We start from the raw sequence: 22,981 nt of genomic DNA on the forward strand, positions 1-22,981 counted from the left end.
CCCTTCGAGTAACTGGAGCACCAAAGTGGCTGACATCGTCTTCATCCTCCTGACGCTCGCAACCTTCGGGTTGCTGGGCCTCTGCGCGCGGGGGGCCGAGCGGCTGTGAGCATCGCCAATATCGCCGGCCTGGTCGTCGCGGTAGCGCTGGTCGTCTTCCTCATCGTCGCCCTGCTCTTCCCGGAGCGGTTCTGATGAGCGACACCACGGCCGGACTGATCTTCCTGGGCTCCCTGATCCTGGCCCTGGCGCTGGCGCACCGACCCCTGGGCGACTACATGGCCCGAGTCCTCACCAGCACCCGACACAGCCGCCTCGAGCGGGTGATCTACACCGGAGGCGGGATCGACCCCGAGGCCGATCAGACCTGGAGCCGTTACCTGCGCTCGGTGCTGGCCTTCAGCCTGGTGTCAGTGCTCTTCCTCTATGGCTTCCTCCGCCTGCAACACCACATCTGGCCGCCGTTCGCAGTGCCGCCGATGAGCACCGACCAGGCTTTCAACACTGCGGCCAGCTTCGTCACGAACACCAACTGGCAGAGCTACTCCGGTGAGAGCGCGCTGGGCTACCTCGTGCAGATGGCCGGCCTGGCTGTGCAGAACTTCACCTCGGCGGCGGTCGGGGTCGCCGTCGCGGTGGCCCTCGTCCGAGGATTCGCGCGGAGCAAGACCGACCGCTTGGGGAACTTCTGGGTCGATCTGACCCGGATCAGCCTGCGCATCCTGCTGCCGCTCTCGTTCGTCGCTGCGATCGTCTTCGTCGGCGCCGGGATGATCCAGAACCTGCATCACTACGTGGACGTGAACACCCTCACCGGCTCGACGCAGACGATAACCGGAGGCCCGGTGGCCAGCCAGGAGGCGATCAAGGAGATCGGCACCAACGGCGGCGGCTTCTACAACGCCAACTCAGCCCACCCGTTCGAGAACCCCACCGCCTGGACGAACTGGCTCGAGGTCTTCCTGCTGCTGGTCGTCTCGTTCTCACTGCCCCGGACGTTCGGGCGGATGGTCGGTGACCTGCGGCAGGGGCGGGCGATCGTCACCGTGATGGCGATCCTCGCGATCGGCAGCGCACTGCTCAACGTCGGCTTTCAGGGGGCGCACCACGGCACCGTCCCAACTGCCGTCGCAGCCGCCACCGAGGGAACCGAGACCCGCTTCGGCGTGGCCGACTCAGCCGTCTTCGCCTCGGCCACGACGCTCACCTCGACCGGGGCCGTAGACAGCTTCCACGACAGCTACACCAGTCTCGGTGGCGCGGTGACCCTGGTCGACATGATGCTCGGTGAAGTCGCGCCCGGCGGCACCGGCTCCGGCCTCTACGGGATGCTGATCCTGGCCGTGCTCTCCGTCTTCATCGCCGGCCTCATGGTCGGGCGAACGCCGGAGTATCTCGGCAAACGGCTCGCAGCGAGGGAGATCAAGTTCGCTTCGCTGTACATCCTGACCACCCCGGCCATCGTGCTGGTCGGCACGGCGATCGCGATGGCGATGCCGGCCCAGCGGGCCGCGATGCTCAACTCCGGACCGCACGGACTATCCGAAGTTCTCTACGCATTCACCTCGGCTGCGAACAACAACGGATCGGCCTTCGCCGGCCTCTCGGTGAACACGCATTGGTACAACACCGCGCTCGGACTGGCCATGCTGCTCGGTCGCTTCCTGCCGATGATCTTCGTTCTCGGCCTCGCCGGCTCCCTGGCCCGGCAGCGGCCGGTGCCGGAGTCAGCCGGAACACTGCCCACCCACCGACCGCTCTTCGTCGGCCTCGTCTCTGGCGTCACGATCATCGTGGTCGCCCTCACCTACTTCCCGGCGCTGGCGCTGGGACCGCTCGCAGAAGGACTGCACTGATGGTGCGCACACTCAATCGCTCGGTCAGCCACGTGACCCAGACCCACCCCGACGAACGGCAGGCGGCCAAACCCACGGGCTTCTTCAGCTCCGGTCTGCTCGACCCGGCACTGCTGCTGCGGTCGCTCCCGGACGCCCTGGTCAAGCTCGATCCACGCACGCTCTACAAGAATCCGGTGATGCTGATCGTCGAGATCGGCGCCGTCTTCACCACCGTGCAGGCCGCCGTCCAGCCCTCGGTCTTCGGCTGGCTCGTCGTCGTCTGGCTCTGGCTCACCGTGCTCTTCGCCAACCTCGCCGAGGCGGTGGCCGAGGGACGGGGCAAGGCCCAGGCCGACGCCCTGCGTCGCGCCAAGACCGACGCCGTAGCCCGCCGCCTGATCGATCCCGGCGACTTCACCGGCGCCGAGGAGCGGATCGCCGCTGCTCGGCTGCGGCAGGGCGATCGGGTCGTCTGCGAGGCGGGCGATCTGGTTCCCGGCGACGGAGATGTCATCGACGGGGTGGCCAGCGTCGACGAGAGCGCGATCACCGGCGAGAGCGCGCCCGTGATCCGTGAGAGTGGTGGGGACCGCAGCTCGGTCACCGGCGGGACGACCGTGCTGTCAGATCGGATCATCATCCAGATCACGCAGAAGCCCGGTGAGAGCTTCATCGATCGGATGATCAGCCTGGTCGAAGGCGCCACCCGGCAGAAGACTCCCAACGAGATCGCCCTCAACATCCTGCTCGCCTCGCTGACCGTGATCTTCCTGCTGGCGACGGTGACGCTGCAGCCACTGGCCATCTTCGGCAAGGCAAACGCGCCTGGCATTCCGAGTTCGGCCGCCTTGGACAACAACGGAGTCACCGGCATCGTGCTGGCGTCACTGCTGGTCTGCCTAATCCCGACCACGATCGGCGCGCTTCTCTCAGCGATCGGGATCGCCGGGATGGACCGGCTGGTGCAGCGGAACGTGCTGGCCATGAGCGGGCGGGCGGTCGAGGCGGCCGGCGACGTGAACACCCTGCTGCTCGACAAGACCGGCACGATCACCCTCGGCAACCGACAGGCGGCCCGCTTCGTCCCGCTCGGTTGCGAAGATGCCGAGTTGGCCGATGCCGCGCAACTCTCCTCGCTGGCCGACGAGACACCGGAGGGGCGCTCGGTCGTGGTGCTGGCCAAGGATGAGTACGGCCTGCGCGAACGCCAGCCCGGTGAACTCGCCCACGCCGTCTTCGTACCCTTCACCGCACAGACCCGGATGAGCGGGGTCGACCTCACCGACGCCGCGGGTCGAACGATTCGACGGGTTCGCAAGGGCGCCACCGGCTCGGTGGCTGCCTGGGTCCGCGACAACGGCGGAACGGTGCCCCCGGAGATGACCGCGATCATCGAGCAGATCAGCGCCGACGGCGGCACTCCGCTGGCGGTGGCCGACCAGCAGCAGACGCAGGCGCCGCAGGTCCTCGGCATCATCGACCTCAAGGACGTGGTCAAGCCGGGAATGGCCGAACGCTTCGCCGAACTGCGCCGGATGGGTATTCGCACAATCATGATCACCGGCGACAATCCGCTGACCGCCAAGGCGATCGCGGACGAGGCGGGAGTCGACGACTTCCTGGCCGAGGCGACGCCGGAGGAGAAGATGGCGTTGATCAAACGCGAACAGGCCGGCGGCAAGCTCGTCGCGATGACCGGCGATGGCACCAATGACGCACCCGCCCTGGCTCAGGCCGACGTCGGCGTAGCCATGAACACCGGCACCTCCGCCGCGAAAGAGGCGGGAAACATGGTGGATCTGGACTCGGACCCGACGAAACTCATCGAGATCGTGGAGATCGGCAAGCAGCTGCTGATCACCCGCGGGGCGCTGACCACCTTCTCTATAGCCAACGACGTCGCCAAGTACTTCGCCATCATCCCGGCGATGTTCGCGGCGCTATACCCGGGCCTGGACCGGCTCAACATCATGCGCCTGCATTCGCCGGAGACGGCCATCCTGTCGGCCGTCATCTTCAACGCGTTGATCATCGTGCTGCTCATTCCGTTGGCGCTACGCGGGGTGCGCTACCGCCCGAGCTCGGCCAGCCAGATGCTGCGGCGAAACCTGGCGATCTACGGCGTCGGTGGGGTCATCGCGCCGTTCCTCGGCATCAAGCTCATCGACCTTCTCATTCAGTTCATTCCAGGAATCAGGTAACCAGCCATGTCCTCCGCCTTCCGGTCGGCCTTCGCCGCCCTCCGAATGCTGCTCATCTTCACCGTCATTCTCGGCATCGCCTACCCGCTGGCCGTGACCGCGCTGGCTCAATTGCCGGGGCTCAGGCACCAGGCCGACGGCTCACTCGTCAGTCATGACGGCCGGGTCGTCGGATCCAGCCTGCTGGGGCAGAACTTCCTGGATAAGAAGGGCAATCCGCTGCCGGCCTACCTGCAGCCGCGCCCATCGGCGGCCGGTGACGGCTATGACCCGACGGCTTCCGGGGCCAGCAACCTCGGTCCGGAGTCGATCGTGGACACGCTGCCCAACCCAGCGGTCAAGGATGACTCCGGCACCCAGAGCCTGCTGACCCGGGTCTGTTCCCGCAGCCTGGCCGTCGGGCGGTTCAACGGGGTCAGCGGCGCCCGCCCGTTCTGCACCTCCGACGGCGTCGGCGCGGTGCTCGGTGTCTTCTGGTCCGGACCCGGGTACCAGGGCCACGTGACCCGAGTCGTCAGCCTCAACCAGGTCGCACCGGCAGTGCCGTTCCTTCAGCAGTACCAGGGGGTTCGCATTGAGGACGCGACCTTCGGCGCTGACTACAGCCACGCCCAGGTGATCGCGATCCGGGGTGAGGCCCCAGCCGACCCGGCGGTGCCGGCCGACGCCGTAACCGCCTCGGGCTCGGGGTTGGACCCAGAGATCAGCCCCGCCTTCGCGAAGATCCAGCTGGCCCGCATCGCCGCGACCCGCGGCATCCCCGCCAGCGAGGTCGCCCAGGTGGTACAGGCGCATACGACGGGGCGCGACCTCGGGTTCATCGGGGCGCCCAAGGTGAATGTCCTCGCGGTGAATCTGGACCTCGACCGGCGCTATCCGGTGAAGGACTGAGATGGACGGCGGCGCCGCGGCGACCCCGGTGCGGCAGACTGGGCAGATGCCCACCGAGGTGCAGTCACCGCCGGAGCGTTCACCGCAGACCGCCGGTGACCGACTGCGGGGCACGCTGCGGGTCTATCTCGGCGCCGCGCCCGGCGTGGGCAAGACCTACGCCATGCTCGAGGAGGGGAATCGCCGCCTCGAGCGGGGGGCCGACGTCGTGGTCGGCTACGTCGAGACACACGGACGGGCGCACACCCTCGATGCGATCGCAGCACTGGAGGTAGTCCCCCGCCGTCAGGTGCGCTACCGCGACCGGGTCTTCGAGGAGATGGACGTCCCGGCGATCCTGGCCCGCCATCCGGAGGTAGTACTGGTCGACGAGCTCGCGCACAGCAACGTCCCGGGCTCGGCGAACGCCAAACGCTGGCAGGACATCGAGGCTCTGCTCGCCGCCGGGATCGACGTGCTCTCCACCCTGAACATCCAGCACCTGGACAGCGTCAACGATGTCGTCGAGAAGGTGACCGGCGTACCGCAGCGGGAGACCGTTCCCGACGCCGTGGTGCGCCAGGCCGAACAGATTCAACTCGTCGACCAGACCCCAGAGGCACTGCGGCGACGGATGGCCCACGGCAATATCTACGCCGCCGAGAAGGTCGACGCCGCGCTGTCGAACTACTTCCGCGCCGGAAACCTCACCGCCCTTCGCGAGCTGGCCCTGCTCTGGGTTGCCGACCGGGTCGAGGAGGGGCTGCAGCGCTACCGCACCGAGCATGAGATCGCCGAACGCTGGGAGACCCGCGAACGGGTAGTGGTGGCGCTCTCCGGTCGCGCCGAGGATGCCGTCCTCATCCGCCGGGCGGCCCGGATCGCCGCCCGTACCGGTGGTGCCGCGCTCTCGGTCGTGCACATTGCCGGCTCCGATGGCCTGCTCGGCGCCGACCCGACGGCTCTGACCAGCCAGCGGGCGCTCGCGGAGTCACTCGGCGGCAGTTACCACGTCGTCCGCGGCGATGACCCGGCCACCTCGCTGGTCGAGTTCGCCCGGGCGGTGAACGCCACCCAGCTGGTGCTCGGCGCCTCCCGTCGCCCGCAGTTGCGAGCCCGGCTCATCGGGCCCGGTGTCGGTGCCCGGCTGGTGCAGCTCTCCGGGGACATCGACGTCCACATAGTCCCCCACAACACACCGGACTCACCCGGCGCATCTCCCCGCTTCGCCGCCCCGGGCTGGCTGGTCGCGCTGCGTCCGTCGGGCCGCCGAGCAGTCGCCGGCTCCGCCCTGGCGGCCGTTCTGCTCACCCTCTGCACGCTGCTGCTGTCTGCCGAGCGGACCCGGCTCAATCTCATCTCGGCGGTGCTCATCTTTCTGCTGGTGACGGTGGCCATCTCCACCTACGCCGGGGTGCTGGTCGCCGTGGTCTCGGCCGTGGTCGCCTCGGCACTGCTGAACTACTACTTCACCCCTCCGCTTCATCGCTTCACGATCAGTGAGCGGAACAACGCCCTGGCCCTGGCCGTCTTCGTGATCGTGGCGGTGGTGGTGGCGGTGCTGGTGGACCGGGCCGAGCGGCGCCGGCGCGAGGCGACGCGGGCCGCCGCCGAGGCCAATACGCTGGCCGCCGTCGCCGGGAGTGTCATCCGCGGCGACTCGGCGCTGACGGACCTGCTGGGTCAGTTGCGGGAGATCTTCGGGATGCGGGCGGTGGCGCTGCTGGAGCGCGTCGACGGGCAGTGGCGACCGGCCCGCTCCGTCGGGCCGCAGCCGCCGCAGACGCCCGAGGAGGCTGACGTGCTGGTGACCGCGGATGAGACGACGGCGCTGGCCATGGCCGGACCCGTGCTGCGGGCCGATGACCATCGCGTCCTGCGCGCCTTCGCGATCCAGGCCGCGGCGGCGCTGCACACCGAGCGGCTGGCCAGCGAGGCGGAGCAGACCCAGCCCCTGCGTGACCTGGACCGGACCCGCACGGCCCTGCTGGCCGCTGTCAGCCACGACCTACGCACTCCGCTGGCCGGGGCGAAGGCGGCGGTGAGCAGCCTCCGGGATCCGAGCGTCACGTTCTCCGAAGCCGATCGCCGCGAACTACTGGCCACCGCCGATGAATCGCTGGACCGGCTCAATCGACTGGTCGCCAATCTGCTGGATATGAGCCGGCTGCAGGCCGGTGCGATGGCCGTGCACCGGGTACCGGTGGAGGCCGAGGACGTGATCGCGCTGGCCCTGGACAGCGTCGGCCCCGCCGCCGACCGGGTGCGTGTCGCCGTGCCGCTGACCCTGCCGCCGGTGAGCGCCGACCCCGGCCTACTGGAGCGGGTACTCGGCAATCTGCTCGAGAATGCGCTGCGCATGGCCGGCGGCGCGACGATCGCCGCGAGTACCCGCGCGGACCGGGTCGAGCTGCGCGTCGTCGACCACGGCCCCGGTTTGCCGAAGCGGGCTCGCGAGACGGCCTTCGCCCCGTTCCAGCGCTTCGGCGACACCTCGAACGTCACCGGCGTCGGCCTCGGGCTGGCGCTGGCCCGTGGCTTCGCCGAAGCAATGGACGGGACCCTCGAGCCGGAGGAGACACCGGGGGGTGGCCTGACCATGGTGGTCACACTGCGCGCGGCCACCCGTGATCGGCTGCCGCAGGCCCCGCCCCATCTGGCTGAGGGACTACCCGGCTGATGAGGGTGCTGGTCGTCGATGACGAGCCACAGATGGTCCGTGCGCTGCTGATCAACCTGCGGGCGCGCGGCTACGAGGCCTCCGCCGCCGCCTCCGGGGCAGCGGCCCTGATCGAGGCGGCGAAGCATCCGCCGGACCTGGTGCTGCTTGATCTCGGGCTGCCGGACATGGATGGCAGCGACGTCATCACCGGGCTGCGGGGATGGACCGCGGTCCCGATCATCGTCCTCTCCGGCCGAACCGGCGGGTCGGAGAAGGTGGCGGCGCTGGATGCGGGCGCCGACGACTACGTGACGAAACCCTTCGGCATGGACGAGCTGATGGCCCGGATGCGCGCGGTCACCCGCCGGGGCACCGCCGAGCCCGGTGGCACCGGGGCCAGGGTCCGGATCGGAGACCGCCAGATCGACCTGGCGACGCATCTGGCCCAGGCCGCCGACGGAACCGAGATACGCCTCACCAAGACGGAGTGGGCGCTGTTGGAGCGACTCATCCGCAACCCCGGAAAGCTGATCACGCAGCGCCAGCTCCTCACCGAGGTGTGGGGACCGGCCTACGCCGACGAGTCGGGGTACCTGCGCTTTCACTTCGGTCAGCTGCGCCGCAAGCTCGAGGCCGACCCCGCCCGACCCCGGCACCTGATCACCGAGCCCGGCCTCGGCTATCGCTTCGCCGACTGAACCGACTGAACCGACCCGTCGGGGCTCGCGCGATCAGCCGAAGAAGACCTCAGCCTCGGCATAGAGCTCGGTCGAGACGGTCTTGAGTTCGCGGGTCGCGTCGGCCAGTGGCACCCGCTGGATGTCGGTGCCGCGCAGCGCCACCATCTTGCCCCAGTCGCCGTCCTTCGCCGCGTCGACCGCGTGCAGGCCGAATCGAGTGGCGAGCACCCGGTCGAAGGCGCTTGGGGTGCCGCCGCGCTGGATGTGCCCGAGAACGGTGGTGCGGGCCTCTTTGCCGGTGCGCGACTCGATGGCGCTGGCCAGCCACTCCCCGATTCCGCCGAGGCGAGCATGCCCGAAGGCGTCGACGCCCTTGTCCAGCACGAAGGATTCGCCCGAACTGACGTCCGGCATGGCGCCTTCGGAGACGACGAGGATCGGTGAGTAGTGCGACTGGAACCGGCTCTCCACATAGGCGCAGACCCGGTCGAGCGAGAACGGCACCTCCGGGATGAGGATGACGTTGGCCCCCCCGGCCATTCCGGCGTGCAGCGCGATCCAGCCGGCGTGGCGCCCCATCACCTCGACGATGAGCGCCCGGTGATGGGACTCGGCGGTGGTGTGCAGCCGGTCGATGGCCTCCGTCGCGATGTTGACCGCGGTGTCGAAGCCGAAGGTGTAGTCAGTTGCGTTGAGGTCGTTGTCGATCGTCTTCGGAACCCCGATGACGTTGACGCCGAGTTCGTGCAGCTGGGCCGCCACTCCGAGCGTGTCCTCGCCGCCGATGACGATGAGCGCGTCGACACCGAGGGCGTGCAGGTTCTCCCTGATCCGGTCGACACCGCCGTCGACGGCATACGGGTTGGTCCGCGACGAGCCCAGAATCGTGCCGCCGCGGGGCAGGATGCCGCGCACCTCGGGAACCCCGAGCTGCATGGTGGCATTCTCCAGCGGCCCTCTCCATCCGTCGCGGAATCCGACGAACTCGAAGCCGAAGACCCCAACGCCCTTACGCACCACGGCCCGGATGACCGCGTTCAGTCCTGGGCAGTCGCCGCCACCGGTGAGGACTCCGATTCGCATTGCTTCTCCTGGGTCGGGTTGACGGGTACAAAACGCCCCTGGCTGCGGACGATACCGGTTGGCTAACTCATTTCGGCGTTGCCCGGGCAGTCGTGACGCGAGGTTTCTCGGGAGAGCTCAGGCCCCGCTCGGCACCGGCAACGGTGGGATCGCCCGCCAGCGGGCCAGATTGTGCCGCGCGTCGGCCAGCGCATCGTGCTGATCCTCGGGCTGCTCGGGCTGGGGTGGGCGCCCCGCATCCTCCCAGCGCTGGCGAAGCTCGTGCGTGAAGCGCGGAATCTCGCGCGGCAGGGCGCGCATATCTCCCCAGAGCTGAGCCAACACGACGTGGTCATAGCCGGCGATCCAAGCCCAGAGTTCGATCGGTTCGCCGGGCTCGAGGAAGAAGGCCAGCAGGTCGTCGCGAATCTGAGCCCGGCTTCGCCATGCCTTGTCAGCCGGTGACGGCAACTTGTCCAGTACGTTGCGACGCACCCACGGAATCGCTCGATCGGGGTTGAATTCGCGTGACACGGCGTAGTACTCGCGGCCGTCCTCGGCCGCTACTCCGATGGAGACGAGGTCAATCGTGTTGCCGTCTTCGATGAATTCGCAGTCGTAGAAATAGCGCACGCAATCCCCAGGATCGTTATAGACGGGTGTCAAGAGACGTGTTGGGAATTTAGCTACCCGGCGCGCTCGGTCGGTACACGTTCGCCGACTTCCAGCACCTCAGCCTTTGAGCCTGTAGTACTGGTCGTCGCGGAGCCGGCGCCTCGAGCCGGCACCGAGCCGCTTCGGCTCGACCCGAAGGTGGCCACCGTGCCCTGCGTCTGCTTCACCTTGGCTGCGTAGAGGTCCACGTACTCCTGACCGGAGAGGAGCATCAGCTCATACATGATCTCGTCGGTCATGGACCGCTCGACGAAGCGGTCGCCGGCCATTCCCTCGTAGCGACTGAAGTCCAGCGGCTTTCCGATGCGCACGCCGGGCCTCGGGCGGAGCTTGGGCAGGACGCGACCGGTCGGCTGAATTGTGTCGGTGTCGATCATCGCGACCGGGATCACCTCGACGCCGGCCTCCAGCGCCATCCGCGCCACGCCGGTCTTGCCCCGGTAGAGCCGCCCGTCCGGCGAACGGGTGCCCTCCGGGTAGATGCCGAGGATCTTCCCGGACGCCAGCACGCGTACCCCGGTGTCGAGCGCGTCCTGCGCGGCGTCGGCGCCGGATCGATCGATCGGCACCACTCCGACACCGGCGAAGAACTGCTTGGCGAACCATCCCTTGAGCCCCGGCGTCACGAAGTACTCCGCCTTGCCCAAGAAGATCACCTTGCGGGGAACCAGCAGCGGGAGGAAGAACGAGTCGCAGAAGGAGAGGTGGTTGCTGGCCAGGATGACCGGCCGATCGGTCGGCAGGTTCTCCGCACCTTCGAGATACGGCCGCCAGATAAGCCGCAGCGGCGGCCCGATCAGGAGGTACTTGGCCAACCAGTACAACATCGGCTCTCCTCCCTATCCGCGAGACTCTTCATGGCGATCGTGAAGACCGCCTCGATAGCGACACTGCGCAATGACACGCGACGCTGGGTAATGACATTAGTGCCGTAGCCAGCTGACCTACAAGGTAGCCGCTGTCGGCTAGGCGCCAAAGACGTGCATGATTAAGGTCATTGCAGTCAACGTCACAGACATCAACGTCACGCCGTCACCAGCACAGACGTCCACATCACATCCGCTGCATCTCGAGTGGATCCCCCGGATCGAGGTCTCTCCGAATGTCACTGCTCGCGGGCTCCGAGCCCTTCTCGATCGACGGCGGCCGGATCGGCGTTCTCGTCAGCCACGGCTTCACCGGAATGCCGGCGAGCATGCGACCGTGGGCCGAACACCTGGCCGCGCAGGGTTACACCGTCCGGCTGCCGCTGCTGCCTGGGCACGGCACCAGTTGGCAGGACATGAACACGACGACCTGGCAGGACTGGTACGCGACCATCGAAGCGGCCTACGACGAGCTCGCCGCCCGCTGCGATCAGGTCTTCGTCTGCGGGTTGTCCATGGGCGGGACACTGGTGACGCGGCTGGCCGAAGAGAAGGGTGACGCGGTCGCCGGCGTCGTCCTGGTCAACCCGGCGTACGCCACCGAACGCAAGGACGCCGCGCTCGCCAAGTACATCAGTTGGCTGGTCAAGTCGATGCCGGGCATCGCCAGTGACATCAAGAAGCCCGGCGTCACCGAGCCCGGCTACGACCGGACGCCGGTCAAGGCATTCGTGTCGCTACAGCAGCTCTGGAAGACCGTACTGGCTGATCTGGGAAAGATCACCGCACCGGTGCTGCTGCTGCGAAGCCGGGAGGATCACGTGGTGGAGCCCCTCTCCGGGCGCCTGCTGCAGAGCAACGCGACCAGCACCACGGTCCGCGAGATCGTGCTGGAGAACAGCTACCACGTGGCCACCCTCGACAATGACGCACCGCTGATCTTCGATGAGAGCGTACGTTTCATCAGCGATCTGGTGCGCCCGTCGGCCGACGAACCCGCGTAGCGACACGAATCGGACTCGGGCCAGCGAGACTGTGGCGCGGACGGACGAGGTGCAGCACTATTCAAGTAGAGCGGTGCTGAGCAGAGAGGAGTCGCGAGGTGACTGACGCAGCTGCGCAGCCGGGGCAGTCCCGCGACGCGGAGCTGGCGAACGGTTTCGTGGCGACCACCTACGTTCCCCTCGGTGACGTGATCGCCGAGGATGCCGACCTCGTGTTGTCCGCGTTGACGCGCGCCCGCATCGCCGCGTACCTGCTCTCACCCCACGACGGTGTGATCAGGGTCTTCGTGGATGCCCAGGAACGGGCCGACGCTCGCTCGATCATGCACGCCACCGGTGCTCGCTCGGCTGACCCGCGCGAGGACCTGGATGCGGGCGCACTGGAAGGGGCCGACCCCCAGGCCGGCTCCGACACCGACGCGCTCTTCGCCGAGCTCACGTCCGATTGGCACGTTGACACGGTGGCCGCCATCCGCGCGGCCGAGCGGCAGCTGGCCCAGGACGAGGCCGAGCGGCTGGCCCAGCTTCCCCCGCCGATCGACAGCGAGCCCGACCCGGAAGACATCGAGCACTACGTGGCCCCACCACCGCCGCCACTGCCGCGGATCAGTGGGGCGACGATCCGGGGGCTGCTGGTGATCCTGGTCGGGATCGCGGTGCTCGCCTTCGGCGACCTGCTGCAGTTCGATCCGAACTTCACCCTGCTCCTCGGCGTGGCTGGGATTCTCCTCGGCGCCGGCATGCTGGTCATGCGGCTGCGCCCGCACTCGGACGACGACGATCCGGACGACGGAGCCGTGCTCTAACCACCCCGGGCATCACAGCTAGTCGTTGAGTTCGATCTCCACCAGCACCGGGCGATGGTCACTCGCCGCCTCCACATCGGGCGATCTCAGAACGGCCGCAGACGCCACTCTCAGCGCCGGCGGGACGAAGACCGCGTCGATCCGCCGTCGCGGATGATCCCGGGGGCCTGAGGTCGCGCCCGGCACCTCGTCGATGTCGGCACTCGCCTCCCCGGCATGCGTCAGCCCCCAGGCGTCGACCCGCTGGTCGCTGAGCGCCAGCCAGGCCGGTGAGCCCGGATCGTCGTTGACGTCGCCGGCGATGATCGTCGGGGTCTGGGCGGGCACGGTCGCCGCGATTCGGGCCTTCAGCTCCTCGACATGACGCAAGCGCGGTGCTGCGACCACATCGAGGTGCACTCCGGCGACCGCGAAATCGACGCCGCGCAGTCGGAGCTGGGCCAGGACCATCCCGCGACGATGCAGGCGGGGGTCGCGGCTGAGGGCGAAGTCAGCGGTAGCGACGACGTCCACGGCCAGCGAGGAGAGGATCAGGTTGGCCCCGGCCGACCGTCCCCCGCCGACCACCACCAGCGAGCTGTGCCGAGCCAGTTCGGCGCAGCGGGAACGCCAGCGCAGGAATCTGGGCGCCTCCTGCAGGCAGACCACGTGCGGATCGGCGTCGCGGATGATCCGGGCCACCTTGGACCCATCGTCGCGCAGGGATCTGACGTTGTAGCTGAGCAGGCGCAGGGTGGTCATTCAGGCGCCCGGGTCGGGGCCACCGCGCTGCCCGCTTGATTCCCTGCGCTGCTCGGGTCACTCCCATCGAGCACGTCCAGCCCGTCCAGTGCGCCCAGGACGTCCAGCCGAGCCAGGTCGGCCGCTCCGATCAGGCCCGCCTCCGGTCCGAGCGCCGCGGCGACGATCTGCGCCTGCGGGCGGAAACCGCGTCCGGTGAGCGAGTGGGCGAAGGTTGCCCGGGCCGGCCCGAGGAGAAGATCCCCGGCGTCGCTCACCCCACCGCCGATGATGAAGAGCGAGGGGTCGAGGGCGGCGGCCAGATTGGCCAGCCCGCGTCCTAGCCACTGCCCCATCGCGGTGTAGATCTCCACCGCCGACGGGTCACCCTCGCGGGCGGCCTGGGTAACCAGCGGGCCGGTGATGGCCGCCTGGTCGCCACCGGCCAGATGCAGCAGCCGTTCGGCCCCGATCGGTGAAATCGCAGCCAGCTCACGCGCGTCCCGGGCCAGGGCGTTGCCGGAGGCATACATCTCCCAGCATCCCCGATTGCCGCAGGCGCAGCGGCGCCCCTCGGGCACCACACTCATATGCCCGTACTCGCCACCGACACCGTAGGCACCGCGGAAGAGGCGCCCATCGAGGATCAGCGAGCCGCCGATCCCGGTACCGATCGTGACGCAGACGACCACCGACTGGCCGACCGCCGCACCGAATCGGTACTCCGCCCACGCCGCGGCATTGGCGTCGTTCTCCACGGTGACCGGGACCGTTATCCGTTCCCGCAACGCCTCGCGCAGCGGCTCGTCACGCCAGGCCAGGTGTGGTGAGAAGAGCACGGTGGCCCGGTCACTGGAGATCCAGCCGGCGGCGCCGATCCCGACGGCGACGATGTCGTGGTCTCGGCTGAGCTCCCCGACCACGTCGCAGATGACCTGTTCGGTCTGGATGACGTCATCGCCAGGAGTGGCCCGGCGCACCGAGGCAACAATGCGTCCCCGGTCGTCGACCACTCCGGCCGCCACCTTGGTTCCGCCGATATCGACGCCTATCGCCAGTGCCACGCTTACCTCGTCGCTGTCGGGTGGCGGCGGGCCGCCATCACGGTCTGTAAACACAGAGTCTGACAGGTCGCACCGCTGCCTACTCGACCGGCAACGTCAAGCAAGTTTCGGCTTGCTCACACGAATAGCTTTTCCCTACCCAGGCCGAGCCGGGTGTGGCAACGTCCTCGATCGTGGCTAACTGGGGACGCCGCGGGCACTCGCCACGCGCAAGCATCGGCGGCATGCTGTCGGCATTGCTGCTGCTGATCACCTTCGCGGTGGTGAGCCCCCGGGCCGTGGCCGGGTACACCAGCATGATTCATCAGGCTCGACACACTACGGCCGTCAACGATGTGATGAACGCGGCCACCACGCTGTCACTCTACGAACTCGACACCGAGCAGCCTGAGGATCTCAACCTCCACGTCAGCTCGACCTCGCCGCTGCCGGACGGCGGGACCCTGGTTACCAGCCCCGGCAACAGCCTGGACGTCCTCGCCATCGCCGGCACGTTCTGCGTCGCCGGGGCCGACACCGACGGACGCAAGGTGTTCTTCGATTCCCGCGTCGGACATCTCACCGACGAGCCGCTGGGTCCCACCTGCAGCGCCAGCGGGTTCACGCCGTCACTCGGACGCTGAATCCCCGAACGAGATGTGCTGCACCGGGCGCTGAGTTGTCGGCCGGGTGGTGGCCGCCTCCAGCAATGCGCGAAGCGCCTCAACTGCGGCCGTGGCCGCGGTGGCGATCTTCTCGCTGACCTCCGGACGGTCACCGCGCAGTACCGAGATCACCTGACAGATCGGGCACCAGGTGCACTCCGGGGCGCCGGTCGCGATGTGCGAGGCGTCGCCGAGATTGTGAGCGGCCCAATCCTGCATCGCCGCGAAGAGCTTGCTCGCCTCGTCAGCGACACTCCCCAGCGGCTCCGACCCGTCGGTTGTCTCACTCATCGGCTGTCTCTCCGTCTGCGGGCGCGTCGGCCCCGTTCTCAGTGGCGGTGGCGCGCGACTGCGGCTGCGTGTGCGGCTGCGGCTGCGGCTGCGGCCATGTCGCCGGGTCTGGCTCGAAGTAGACCCTTAGTTCGCCGTCCGCCACCTCGCCGCTGACGACACTGCAGCGGCGCAGCACACTGGGCAGCGTGAGGATCCGCCGATTTCCGGCCACCGTGAGCACAAGCTCATCACCGACGCGGGCCGCATCCACCACCGCTCGGCTCACCAGCGGCAGCCGCAGCCGCAGCAGGAACTGGGCACCGACCGCCTCCACACTCATCAACGGAGCGATGCCGTCGACCGCGGGGTCAGCGACCGACACCGGGTCGAGACTCTCGGCGCCCGCCAGCGAGCCGTACAGCTCGTCGGCGACCTCGCTCAGCGCGGGGACTCCGACGGGTTCCCCGCCCCGGTAGGTGATCTGCTTGATGGGCAGGCCGGCGAAGGACTCCTCGATCAGACCCATCTGCCGACGCTGCGCGACGACCCATCCCTGACGGAACGCATCCTCGCCCTCCGGAAAGAGCTTGTTGGCCACCACCATGTCGACGTTGTAGCCGTAGAGGGCGAGGGCGGTGAAGGTGCGGCGGGTCTCGGCCAGCACGACCGCCTCCGGCGTCAGCACCAGACGGACGCTGGTGACATCGGGGTCAGCCAGCATCCCCCGGACCAGGGCCAGGTCGTCGTTGAGGCGCAGCAGGGCGTCGAAGAGGTCATCCGGCGGCAGCGCATCGCCACGCCCGAGGATCGCGGCCAGCGGGCGGATGCCGCGCGCCAATCGCCGTTGTACCGGGAACACCTTCTGCAGATACCACCCCAGCGCCTCCGGAAGCGCCAGCAGTCGCAGCGTCTCGGCTGTCGGTGCACAGTCGACGATGAGCACGTCCCAGCTGCCGCTACTGGCCAGGTCGTGGACGGCTAGCAGGGCCAGCACCTCGTCGATGCCGGGCAGTACGGTCAGTTCCTGCGCGGTGATCGGATCAACCCCGCCGCGGGACAGGACCTCGAGCAGGTAGCGCTGGACGTCGGCCCAGGCGGCCTCGAAGCGGCGCTGGGTGTCGATCTGCACCGACCAGAGATTCTCGGTGACCTCGACCGGTTCGCCACCGAGTTCGACGTCCAGGGTGTCGGCCAGCGAGTGAGCGGCGTCGGTGGACAGCAGCAGAGTCTTGACCCCGCGCGCAGCGCAGCGCAGCGCGGTCGAGGCCGCCACCGTTGTTTTGCCGACACCGCCCTTTCCGGTGAGCAGAACAATGCGCATCTCAGCCATCGATCGATTCGACGCGCTTCTTCAATCCCTTGAGTGCAGTGTCGACGATGACGCGTTCGGCCTTGCGCTTCAGCATTCCGAGCACCGGAATAGCCGTATCCACGGTCAGGGCGTAGACGACCTCGGTGACCCCGGGCGCATCGGTGGAGCGCAGCACGTAGGAACCGACCTGCGCCTTCTGCATCTGGCCCTTGACCAGATGCCAGCTCACCCCGGCGTCGCCGTGCCAGTCGTACTCCAGCTCGTAGCGATCCTTGACGATGCTGGCGTCGATGGTGAACGCGACCCGGTGGGCGAGACCGTCTTCACCGACCGCCGTGATCTCGACGGACTTGATCTCGTTGACCCACTCCGGGTAGGACTCGAAATCCGAGATCACCGCCATGATCTGGGCCGGTGCCGCGGTTATGGTGATCGACTGGGTGGACTGATCAGGCATGGGGCAACGTTACCGGCCAGCGGCCTCGAGTTGATCCTTCACGGCCCAGAAGTTGCGTTTCGCACGTAACGCGTGGGATCGCTGAGCCCGACGGACCGCCCGCCGACCGAGGCGTCCGCTCGTCGAATCCAGGCGCAGGAAGTAATGCAGCACCACGCCTTCGTAGGCCGGTTCGAGCCAGATCTCCATCGAACCCGACATTCCCTGCCGACTGAAATCGGTACAGGATGTGACGAACCACTGGATACCCAGCGGCCCCCGGTCGCGGTCTATTCTCAGTGTCATTCCTGGCCACCAACGTGACCAGTTCGTCTGGTCGGCGATGACCGGCGCGACCGCCACCGGGGCGGCCGCGATCCACGTCGCGTCGACCAGATCAACCTCAGGCATCGGTACAGGATGACACTCGTCCGAAGGGGGACGTCAGTCGGCCGGCGGTCGACGGTCCCTACTATGGTGTGAAGCATTCCACACCAATGCACTTGGACGGAACAGGGCAGACAACGCTTTAGGAAAGGGCACCAGCCGTGCGCGAGATCGCCGTCCCCAGCACCAATATCGAGGCTCCCTATAGCAGCACGGCGCAGTGCGTCTTCAACAATGCTCGGGACTACCCGACGCGGGTAGCGCTACGCCGGCGCGCCGAGAGCGGCTGGTCCGACGTCACCACCACAGACTTCGCCAACCAGGTGACCGACGTCGCCAAGGGCTTGCTGAACGCCGGGATCGACGCCGGTGACCGGGTAGCGCTGATGAGCAAGACCCGGTACGAGTGGACTGTCGCCGACTTCGCCGTGCTGGCGATCGGCGCCGTCGTGGTACCGATCTACGAGACCTCCAGCGCCGAGCAGATCGAATGGATCCTCGCCGACTCCGGCGCCAAGGCAGTCTTCGTGGAGTCGCAGGTGCACGCCGGGCTGGTCGAATCGGTGCGATCGGCCGCCCCCGATCTCGCCCACGTCTGGCTCTTCGACGAAGACGCCTTCGAGGCGCTGCGGGTGCAGGGCGCCGACGTGGCTACCGAGGAGATCCAGAAGCGTCTGGAGGCGACCTCGCTCGAGGACGCGGCATCGATCATCTACACCTCCGGCACGACCGGTCGCCCGAAGGGTTGCGTGCTCCTGCACCGCAGCTTCATTGCCGAGATCACCGACGTGACGGCCAACCTCGGGGACCTCTTCGAGATCGGCTCATCGACGCTGCTGTTTCTGCCCATCGCCCACGTTTTCGGACGGGTTATCGAGATCGGCGCCATCGCGAACGGCACCGTACTCGGCCACACCGCGGACATCTCCAACCTGCTCCCCGATCTGGCGTCGTTCAAGCCGACCTTCATCCTCAGCGTTCCGCGGGTCTTTGAGAAGGTCTTCAACACCGCCAAGCAGCGCGCCCACGCCGATGGCAAGGGTTCGATCTTCGACAAGGCGACCGACGTTGCGATCAGGCACTCCGAGGCGGTCGAGACCGGCCATGTCGGCCTCCGGCTGAAGTTGACGCACGCTGTCTTCGACAAGCTCGTCTACTCCAAGCTTCGGGCTGCACTCGGTGGCGAGTGCCGCGCCGCCGTCTCCGGCGGCGCCCCGCTCGGCACCCGGCTCGGGCACTTCTTCCGCGGTGTCGGGGTAACGATCTACGAGGGGTACGGCCTCACCGAGACCACCGCCGGAATCGCGGTCAACCGCCCCGGCAACATCCGTATCGGAACCGTCGGCCAGCCGGTTCCCGGCGTATCGGCCCGAGTCGCCGACGACGGCGAACTGCTTATTCACGGCACGCTCGTCTTCGACCGGTACTGGCGCAACGAGGCGGCGACGAGCGAGGCGATCGACGCCGACGGCTGGTTCCACAGCGGCGACATCGGCGAGATCGACTCCGAGGGATACATCAAGATCACCGGTAGAAAGAAAGAGATTCTGGTGACCGCCGGCGGCAAGAACGTCGCCCCGGCGGTACTCGAGGACCGGGTCCGGGCGCACTGGTTGGTGAGTCAGTGCCTCGTCGTCGGAGACGGCCAGCCCTACATCTCCGCACTTGTCACGATCGATCCGGAGGCCTTCCCGACCTGGCTGAAGGACGCCGGTCGCTCGGAGACCACCACCCTGGCCGATGTGGTCGACGACCCGGCGCTGCGCGCGGAGATCCAGGTGGCCGTCGACGACGCCAACAAGGCCGTCAGCAAGGCTGAGGCGATTCGCAAGTTCGTCGTCCTGCCGACTGATTGGACCGAGGCCACCGGCGAGCTCACACCGTCGCTGAAGCTCAAGCGCAACGTGGTTGAGAAGCAGTGTTCGGAATTGATCTCAGGGCTCTACTCGGACGTGCAGAAGGTCTGAGGTGACCCGGCTTCTCGCCCCAGCGCTGGAGGCTCACCGATCGAGCATCTCGCGCAGGGTGGCCGCCGCGCCCTCCCATTCCCACTCCGCGACGACCCACTGACGGCCGGCCTGACCCATCGAATGGGCCAGCGCGCGGTTCTGCAGCAACTGCGCGCAGCGCTGCACGATCGCCACCTGGTCCCGACCGTCGACTAGGTAACCGGTGCTTCCGTCCAGGACCGCGTCCGGGGCACCGCCGGAGTCGCCGGCGATCACCGGCAGGCCCATCGCCGAGGCCTCCAGGTAGACGATGCCCAGGCCCTCGACGTCCAGCCCGTGACGTCGTGTTCGGCACGGCATCGCGAAGACATCCCCGGCGGCGAAGTGGGCGGGCAACTGCTGATGCGGGACGGGGCCGGTGAAGAACACATCGTCGACGACACCTTCGCGTAGAGCCAGTTCGCGGAGTGACTGCTGGTACCGCCCGTCACCGACGATGAGGAGTGCCGCATCTGGGACGAGCTCTCGCACACCGGCCAGCGCGCTGATCAACGCATCCTGACCCTTGCGCGGAACGAGCCGTGAAACGCAGACGATTGTCGGTCTGGATCCGAGTCCGAGACCGGCTCTGACCTCGCGGCCGGCCTGCGGATCGGGGGTGAAGACGGCGGTGTTGACCCCGGGAGCCAGCCGTTCAAGCCGGGCCTCGGCGCCCATCGCCGCCGCGAGGCGGATCCGGGTGTACTCCCCCAGGTACGTCACGATGTCGCACTCCCGTCCGATGCGACGCAGCATCTGGCGAGCACCCGGAAGCTTCGCCCAACCGACCTCATGTCCGTGGGTGGTCGCGACGAGTTGCTCCACGCCGGCCCGTCGTAACGCCGGTGCGAGCAGTCCGAGCGGCGCCGCGGCCCCGAACCAGACAGCCGTCGCCCTGAAGTCGCGCGCGGCGGCGGTGATGGCCCGACTGGCGGCCGGTGTTGGCAGGAGCATGCCGGTGCCGTGCCGGATGACCCGGAACGGCTGCGCCGCGTCGAATTCCGGCGCGCCCGGAAAGTTCGACGCGTAGACCAGGAGTTCGTCGGCCGGCTGCCGGGATGCCATGGCGTGCACAAATGACTGAATACCACCCTGCCGAGGTGGGAAGTCGTTGGTGACGATCAGCGTGCGCCGGGTGCGCTGCGCCACGGGGCGACTCCGTTCCTACGACTGAAGCTGGTCCGGCTAGGACGTCAGCTGAGCTGGGCCCGCAGATAGCTCGACCATTGGGTGACGAACTGCGCGGTCGATAGACCGAGGAGAGACTTTAGCGCGCCCGTGACGGCCTGGTCGGGGGTTGCCGCCGGAACGGCCTGAATGGCCGCTGCGACCGCCCGGTAGAACTTGAGCAGGCCCGCCTCGCCGGCCCGCTCGGCAATGTAGCGGCAGGCCAACCAGGACTCTTCGTAGACCGGCGCGATTCGGCTGTTCTCGCTATTGAAGTCACCGCTGGTCGGCAGTGCCTTCGGCAGCCTTGCGGCCCGGATCTCGCGGCGCAGCTCGGCGGCGGCGAAGGTAGTGGTCTGGCCGCTGCCGAGATTGGCGACGTACTCGGCGAACCCCTCGATCAGCCAGGTCGGCATCTGACTGCCGACCGTGGGACGGGTGGCGATGAGCGTGACCTCATGACGCACGACGATCTGTTCCCCGATGTCGCTGAGTTTCTCGAGATTGGCCGGATTCAGCACCACCCGTTGGCCCAGCAGCTGTCCGACTTCGGGGTTGTCCACATCGGCGACGGAGACCGCGTCGATCTGATCGAGGACCAGGTCATTTCCGATGACGGCCGACATCTCAGCCTGGGTGTCGGGAATGACGACGGCGACCTCCTGGGTCCAACCCGATCCCCAGACCGCCGTCACGGCCTTCACGGCTCGATCTACGACCCCTGCATAGGTGGTGAGGAGCCCGGCGAACTTCGGGTGCGCCAGCACGAGGCTCGACGCACCCCGGTAGGCGTCGACCTTGCCGAAGTCCCAGAGCCCATGCCAGCTCGCTCCGGCCGCGTCGGCGAGATCGGAGTCGCTGGAGATCACGGTGCGGCCGTCCCGATGGACGAAGGTGAGCCAGAGCGAGTGGAGGGTGGGGGCTGCATCGACGTCACGCAGCGCATAGGCCAGCTGCACCTTCACGATCGTTGCGTCGGCGTCAAGCCGCGCAGTCGCCGCGTCGGCCGCCTCAGTTGCGGTAACCGGTGAGTCGATGGTCTCGGCCCAGGACGCCAGCGGCACGTCCGCGATGTTGTCGAAGGCGGCCAGTTGCTCATCGCGGAAGCCGGCCGCCGCCGCCGATGAGTCGAGACCCGCCGCGAAGCGCGACCGGTCTCGAGAGATCATGGCACCGCTCTGCCGGGCCAGCAGCGCGGCGATCTCCGCCTGCGTCGGCGTGGTCTGCGGCCCGGCGGCAGGAACGTTGCCAGTGCTTGGCGAGGCCCACGCGACAACGGCGACCAAACCGAGCAGGGCGACGAGAATCTGTGTCGCGCAGGCAAGCAGTACGGTGCGTCGACGTCGGTGTTTCAGCACGCCAATCAGGTTAGCCGGGTTGCTCCGGTGTAGCCGTCTCCAGCCGAAACCGTGATCACCTTGACGTTCTCACCGCTGGTGGGCGCCGAGACGGCCAGGCCACCGCCGATGTAGATCTCCACGTGTCCGATCGGGTGGTACAGGAAGATCAGATCGCCGGGCTCGAGCTGGCCGAAGCTCACATGCGTGCCGTAGCTGTACTGCCCCTCCGCGCTGTGCGGCAGAGAGATGCCAGCTGAGGCATATGCCGCCGAAGTCAGACCGGAGCAGTCGTAGGCCCCTGGCCCACCGGCACCGAAGACGTACGGCTTGCCGACCTGGGCGAGAGCAAAGGCGACCGCCTTGCCGGCCGCGGCCGTCGGCGCGGGTGCCGTGACCGGCACTGCGGCCTTCACTGCCACAGCTGTATCGGCCACCGTGTTCGTGTTTCGGTAGGCCGTCTGCTGAACGGCGGTCAGGGTGGCGAGCAGCCCCTGGTACTTGGCGATGGACTGGGCCAGTGTGGTGCGCTGCGCGTTCAGCGAGTCACGGGTCTTCGTCGCGACGGCCAGTGCCGCGGCCGCGCTCTTCTTGGCCACGGCGGATGCCTTCGCCGCGGCGTCGAACTGGACGACGACGTCACCGCGATTGGTGGAGATGAGGTTCAGGTTGCTCACCGTGTCGAGGTACTGCTGGCCGCTGTCGCTGGTGAGCAGCGCGCCAGTCGAGCTGAAGGCCGGAGATTCGTACTGCGCGACGACAACTTCGCTGAGGCGGGCGCGGGCGGCCTTGAATGCCGCCGCCGCCTGTACGGCCTGCCGCTGGGCGAGATTCGCTGCGGACTGCTTGGCCGACACGTCAGTCTGGGCGCGGTCGTATTTTTCGGTGAGCTGGCTGCTCTGAACAGCCAAGACGTCGAGTTTCTGCTTCGTGGCAGCGACCGAAGTCGGATCGGCGCCAGCCACGACCGGCAACGCGAAACCAACACC

The 22,981-nt window shown here is 67.9% G+C and carries 22 protein-coding genes; 10 read left to right on the top strand and 12 right to left on the bottom strand.

Features of this window, described 5'->3' with window-relative positions; genetic code table 11:
- Positions 1-105: 105 nt before the first annotated feature.
- The 6 genes from kdpF to CPH63_RS17585 are packed head-to-tail and all read left to right on the top strand — an operon-like array spanning position 106 to position 8,269.
- The gene (kdpF, locus tag CPH63_RS17560; RefSeq protein ID WP_157749629.1) at positions 106-195 is read left to right on the top strand and encodes a K(+)-transporting ATPase subunit F; all 90 of its coding nucleotides are present in this window, start codon (positions 106-108) and stop codon (positions 193-195) included.
- Entirely contained in the window at positions 195-1,856 is a 1,662-nt protein-coding gene (gene kdpA, locus CPH63_RS17565) for a potassium-transporting ATPase subunit KdpA (RefSeq protein WP_096304101.1), read from the top strand. The genes kdpF and kdpA overlap by 1 nt, the downstream gene beginning before the upstream one ends.
- Complete coding sequence (gene kdpB, locus CPH63_RS17570) at positions 1,856-4,039, top strand: potassium-transporting ATPase subunit KdpB (RefSeq protein ID WP_096304102.1); 2,184 nt, start codon at positions 1,856-1,858, stop codon at positions 4,037-4,039. The genes kdpA and kdpB overlap by 1 nt, the downstream gene beginning before the upstream one ends.
- Positions 4,040-4,045: 6 nt before the next feature.
- Positions 4,046-4,930: a potassium-transporting ATPase subunit C gene (locus tag CPH63_RS17575; protein ID WP_096304103.1), complete on the top strand. Its 885-nt coding sequence runs from the start codon at positions 4,046-4,048 to the stop codon at positions 4,928-4,930.
- A gap of 1 nt (position 4,931) precedes the next feature.
- On the top strand, positions 4,932-7,589 hold the full coding sequence (locus tag CPH63_RS17580) for a DUF4118 domain-containing protein (protein WP_206745581.1): 2,658 nt from the start codon (positions 4,932-4,934) through the stop codon (positions 7,587-7,589).
- Positions 7,586-8,269, top strand: coding sequence for a response regulator (locus CPH63_RS17585; RefSeq protein ID WP_096304104.1), 684 nt, complete (start codon positions 7,586-7,588; stop codon positions 8,267-8,269). The genes CPH63_RS17580 and CPH63_RS17585 overlap by 4 nt, the downstream gene beginning before the upstream one ends.
- 33 nt (positions 8,270-8,302) lie before the next feature.
- Here CPH63_RS17585 and CPH63_RS17590 read toward each other — a convergent pair whose 3' ends face one another.
- The 3 genes from CPH63_RS17590 to CPH63_RS17600 form a co-directional block, all read right to left on the bottom strand.
- On the bottom strand, positions 8,303-9,334 hold the full coding sequence (locus CPH63_RS17590; protein WP_096304105.1) for a 6-phosphofructokinase: 1,032 nt from the start codon (positions 9,332-9,334) through the stop codon (positions 8,303-8,305).
- A 117-nt stretch (positions 9,335-9,451) separates the two neighbouring features.
- Complete coding sequence (locus CPH63_RS17595) at positions 9,452-9,946, bottom strand: polyadenylate-specific 3'-exoribonuclease AS (protein ID WP_096304106.1); 495 nt, start codon at positions 9,944-9,946, stop codon at positions 9,452-9,454.
- Between the two features lie 53 nt (positions 9,947-9,999).
- Positions 10,000-10,815 carry a 1-acyl-sn-glycerol-3-phosphate acyltransferase gene (locus CPH63_RS17600; RefSeq protein WP_096304107.1) on the bottom strand — a complete coding sequence of 272 codons (816 nt, stop codon included), beginning with the start codon at positions 10,813-10,815 and terminating at the stop codon, positions 10,000-10,002.
- Positions 10,816-11,090: 275 nt separating this feature from the next.
- On the opposite strand from CPH63_RS17600, the gene CPH63_RS17605 reads away from it, so the two are divergent.
- Together CPH63_RS17605 and CPH63_RS17610 are read left to right on the top strand one after the other, a co-directional pair.
- Entirely contained in the window at positions 11,091-11,858 is a 768-nt protein-coding gene (locus tag CPH63_RS17605) for a carboxylesterase (RefSeq protein WP_096304108.1), read from the top strand.
- A gap of 98 nt (positions 11,859-11,956) precedes the next feature.
- Positions 11,957-12,664, top strand: a complete 708-nt coding sequence (locus CPH63_RS17610; protein ID WP_096304109.1) for a hypothetical protein — start codon at positions 11,957-11,959, stop codon at positions 12,662-12,664.
- 18 nt (positions 12,665-12,682) lie between these two features.
- Here the strand turns inward: CPH63_RS17610 and CPH63_RS17615 are convergent, their stop codons facing one another.
- Positions 12,683-13,405 carry an endonuclease/exonuclease/phosphatase family protein gene (locus tag CPH63_RS17615; protein ID WP_096304110.1) on the bottom strand — a complete coding sequence of 241 codons (723 nt, stop codon included), beginning with the start codon at positions 13,403-13,405 and terminating at the stop codon, positions 12,683-12,685.
- Positions 13,402-14,448, bottom strand: a complete 1,047-nt coding sequence (locus CPH63_RS17620) for an ROK family glucokinase (RefSeq protein ID WP_206745582.1) — start codon at positions 14,446-14,448, stop codon at positions 13,402-13,404. Before CPH63_RS17620 ends, CPH63_RS17615 begins: the two co-directional genes overlap by 4 nt.
- Before the next feature lie 224 nt (positions 14,449-14,672).
- Here CPH63_RS17620 and CPH63_RS17625 point away from each other — a divergent pair, with 224 nt between their 5' ends.
- On the top strand, positions 14,673-15,071 hold the full coding sequence (locus CPH63_RS17625) for a hypothetical protein (RefSeq protein ID WP_096304112.1): 399 nt from the start codon (positions 14,673-14,675) through the stop codon (positions 15,069-15,071).
- Here the strand turns inward: CPH63_RS17625 and CPH63_RS17630 are convergent.
- From CPH63_RS17630 to CPH63_RS17645, 4 genes are read right to left on the bottom strand one after another with little or no spacing between them, the layout of a single operon-like run.
- A complete protein-coding gene (locus CPH63_RS17630) occupies positions 15,057-15,383 on the bottom strand; it encodes a hypothetical protein (RefSeq protein ID WP_096304113.1) in 327 nt (108 codons plus the stop codon). The two genes, CPH63_RS17625 and CPH63_RS17630, sit on opposite strands and share 15 nt — an antisense overlap.
- Complete coding sequence (locus CPH63_RS17635) at positions 15,376-16,695, bottom strand: ArsA family ATPase (RefSeq protein ID WP_197704416.1); 1,320 nt, start codon at positions 16,693-16,695, stop codon at positions 15,376-15,378. The genes CPH63_RS17630 and CPH63_RS17635 overlap by 8 nt, the downstream gene beginning before the upstream one ends.
- Complete coding sequence (locus CPH63_RS17640) at positions 16,688-17,134, bottom strand: SRPBCC family protein (protein ID WP_096304114.1); 447 nt, start codon at positions 17,132-17,134, stop codon at positions 16,688-16,690. Before CPH63_RS17640 ends, CPH63_RS17635 begins: the two co-directional genes overlap by 8 nt.
- Before the next feature lie 9 nt (positions 17,135-17,143).
- Positions 17,144-17,524 carry a polyketide cyclase / dehydrase and lipid transport gene (locus CPH63_RS17645; protein ID WP_096304115.1) on the bottom strand — a complete coding sequence of 127 codons (381 nt, stop codon included), beginning with the start codon at positions 17,522-17,524 and terminating at the stop codon, positions 17,144-17,146.
- Positions 17,525-17,661: 137 nt separating this feature from the next.
- Between CPH63_RS17645 and CPH63_RS17650 the strand changes: the two genes are divergently transcribed.
- Positions 17,662-19,467 (top strand): long-chain fatty acid--CoA ligase, encoded by a 1,806-nt coding sequence (locus tag CPH63_RS17650; protein WP_096304116.1) that lies wholly within the window; start codon positions 17,662-17,664, stop codon positions 19,465-19,467.
- Positions 19,468-19,500: 33 nt separating this feature from the next.
- On the opposite strand, the gene CPH63_RS17655 is transcribed toward CPH63_RS17650, so the two are convergent.
- Genes CPH63_RS17655 through CPH63_RS17665 form a run of 3 tightly spaced genes read right to left on the bottom strand, consistent with a single transcriptional unit; the run spans position 19,501 to position 22,903 of the window.
- A complete protein-coding gene (locus CPH63_RS17655) occupies positions 19,501-20,637 on the bottom strand; it encodes a glycosyltransferase family 4 protein (protein WP_197704417.1) in 1,137 nt (378 codons plus the stop codon).
- A 44-nt stretch (positions 20,638-20,681) separates the two neighbouring features.
- Positions 20,682-22,013 (bottom strand): hypothetical protein, encoded by a 1,332-nt coding sequence (locus CPH63_RS17660; RefSeq protein ID WP_096304117.1) that lies wholly within the window; start codon positions 22,011-22,013, stop codon positions 20,682-20,684.
- Positions 22,014-22,018: 5 nt separating this feature from the next.
- Positions 22,019-22,903 (bottom strand): NlpC/P60 family protein, encoded by an 885-nt coding sequence (locus CPH63_RS17665; protein WP_157749630.1) that lies wholly within the window; start codon positions 22,901-22,903, stop codon positions 22,019-22,021.
- Positions 22,904-22,981: the final 78 nt, after the last annotated feature.

Origin of the sequence: Jatrophihabitans sp. GAS493, assembly GCF_900230215.1 — a bacterium.
Lineage (GTDB): Bacteria > Actinomycetota > Actinomycetes > Mycobacteriales > Jatrophihabitantaceae > MT45.

What these genes read in the sequence shown, in the direction of transcription:
- CPH63_RS17590 (WP_096304105.1), bottom strand. Translation starts at nt 9,334, where the DNA reads ATGCGAATCGGAGTCCTCACCGGTGGCGGCGACTGCCCAGGACTGAAC.
- kdpA (WP_096304101.1), top strand. Translation starts at nt 195, where the DNA reads ATGAGCGACACCACGGCCGGACTGATCTTCCTGGGCTCCCTGATCCTG.
- CPH63_RS17625 (WP_096304112.1), top strand. Translation starts at nt 14,673, where the DNA reads ATGCTGTCGGCATTGCTGCTGCTGATCACCTTCGCGGTGGTGAGCCCC.
- CPH63_RS17575 (WP_096304103.1), top strand. Translation starts at nt 4,046, where the DNA reads ATGTCCTCCGCCTTCCGGTCGGCCTTCGCCGCCCTCCGAATGCTGCTC.
- CPH63_RS17605 (WP_096304108.1), top strand. Translation starts at nt 11,091, where the DNA reads ATGTCACTGCTCGCGGGCTCCGAGCCCTTCTCGATCGACGGCGGCCGG.
- CPH63_RS17600 (WP_096304107.1), bottom strand. Translation starts at nt 10,815, where the DNA reads ATGTTGTACTGGTTGGCCAAGTACCTCCTGATCGGGCCGCCGCTGCGG.
- CPH63_RS17645 (WP_096304115.1), bottom strand. Translation starts at nt 17,524, where the DNA reads ATGCCTGAGGTTGATCTGGTCGACGCGACGTGGATCGCGGCCGCCCCG.
- CPH63_RS17630 (WP_096304113.1), bottom strand. Translation starts at nt 15,383, where the DNA reads ATGAGTGAGACAACCGACGGGTCGGAGCCGCTGGGGAGTGTCGCTGAC.
- kdpB (WP_096304102.1), top strand. Translation starts at nt 1,856, where the DNA reads ATGGTGCGCACACTCAATCGCTCGGTCAGCCACGTGACCCAGACCCAC.
- CPH63_RS17640 (WP_096304114.1), bottom strand. Translation starts at nt 17,134, where the DNA reads ATGCCTGATCAGTCCACCCAGTCGATCACCATAACCGCGGCACCGGCC.
- CPH63_RS17635 (WP_197704416.1), bottom strand. Translation starts at nt 16,695, where the DNA reads ATGGCTGAGATGCGCATTGTTCTGCTCACCGGAAAGGGCGGTGTCGGC.
- CPH63_RS17580 (WP_206745581.1), top strand. Translation starts at nt 4,932, where the DNA reads ATGGACGGCGGCGCCGCGGCGACCCCGGTGCGGCAGACTGGGCAGATG.
- CPH63_RS17615 (WP_096304110.1), bottom strand. Translation starts at nt 13,405, where the DNA reads ATGACCACCCTGCGCCTGCTCAGCTACAACGTCAGATCCCTGCGCGAC.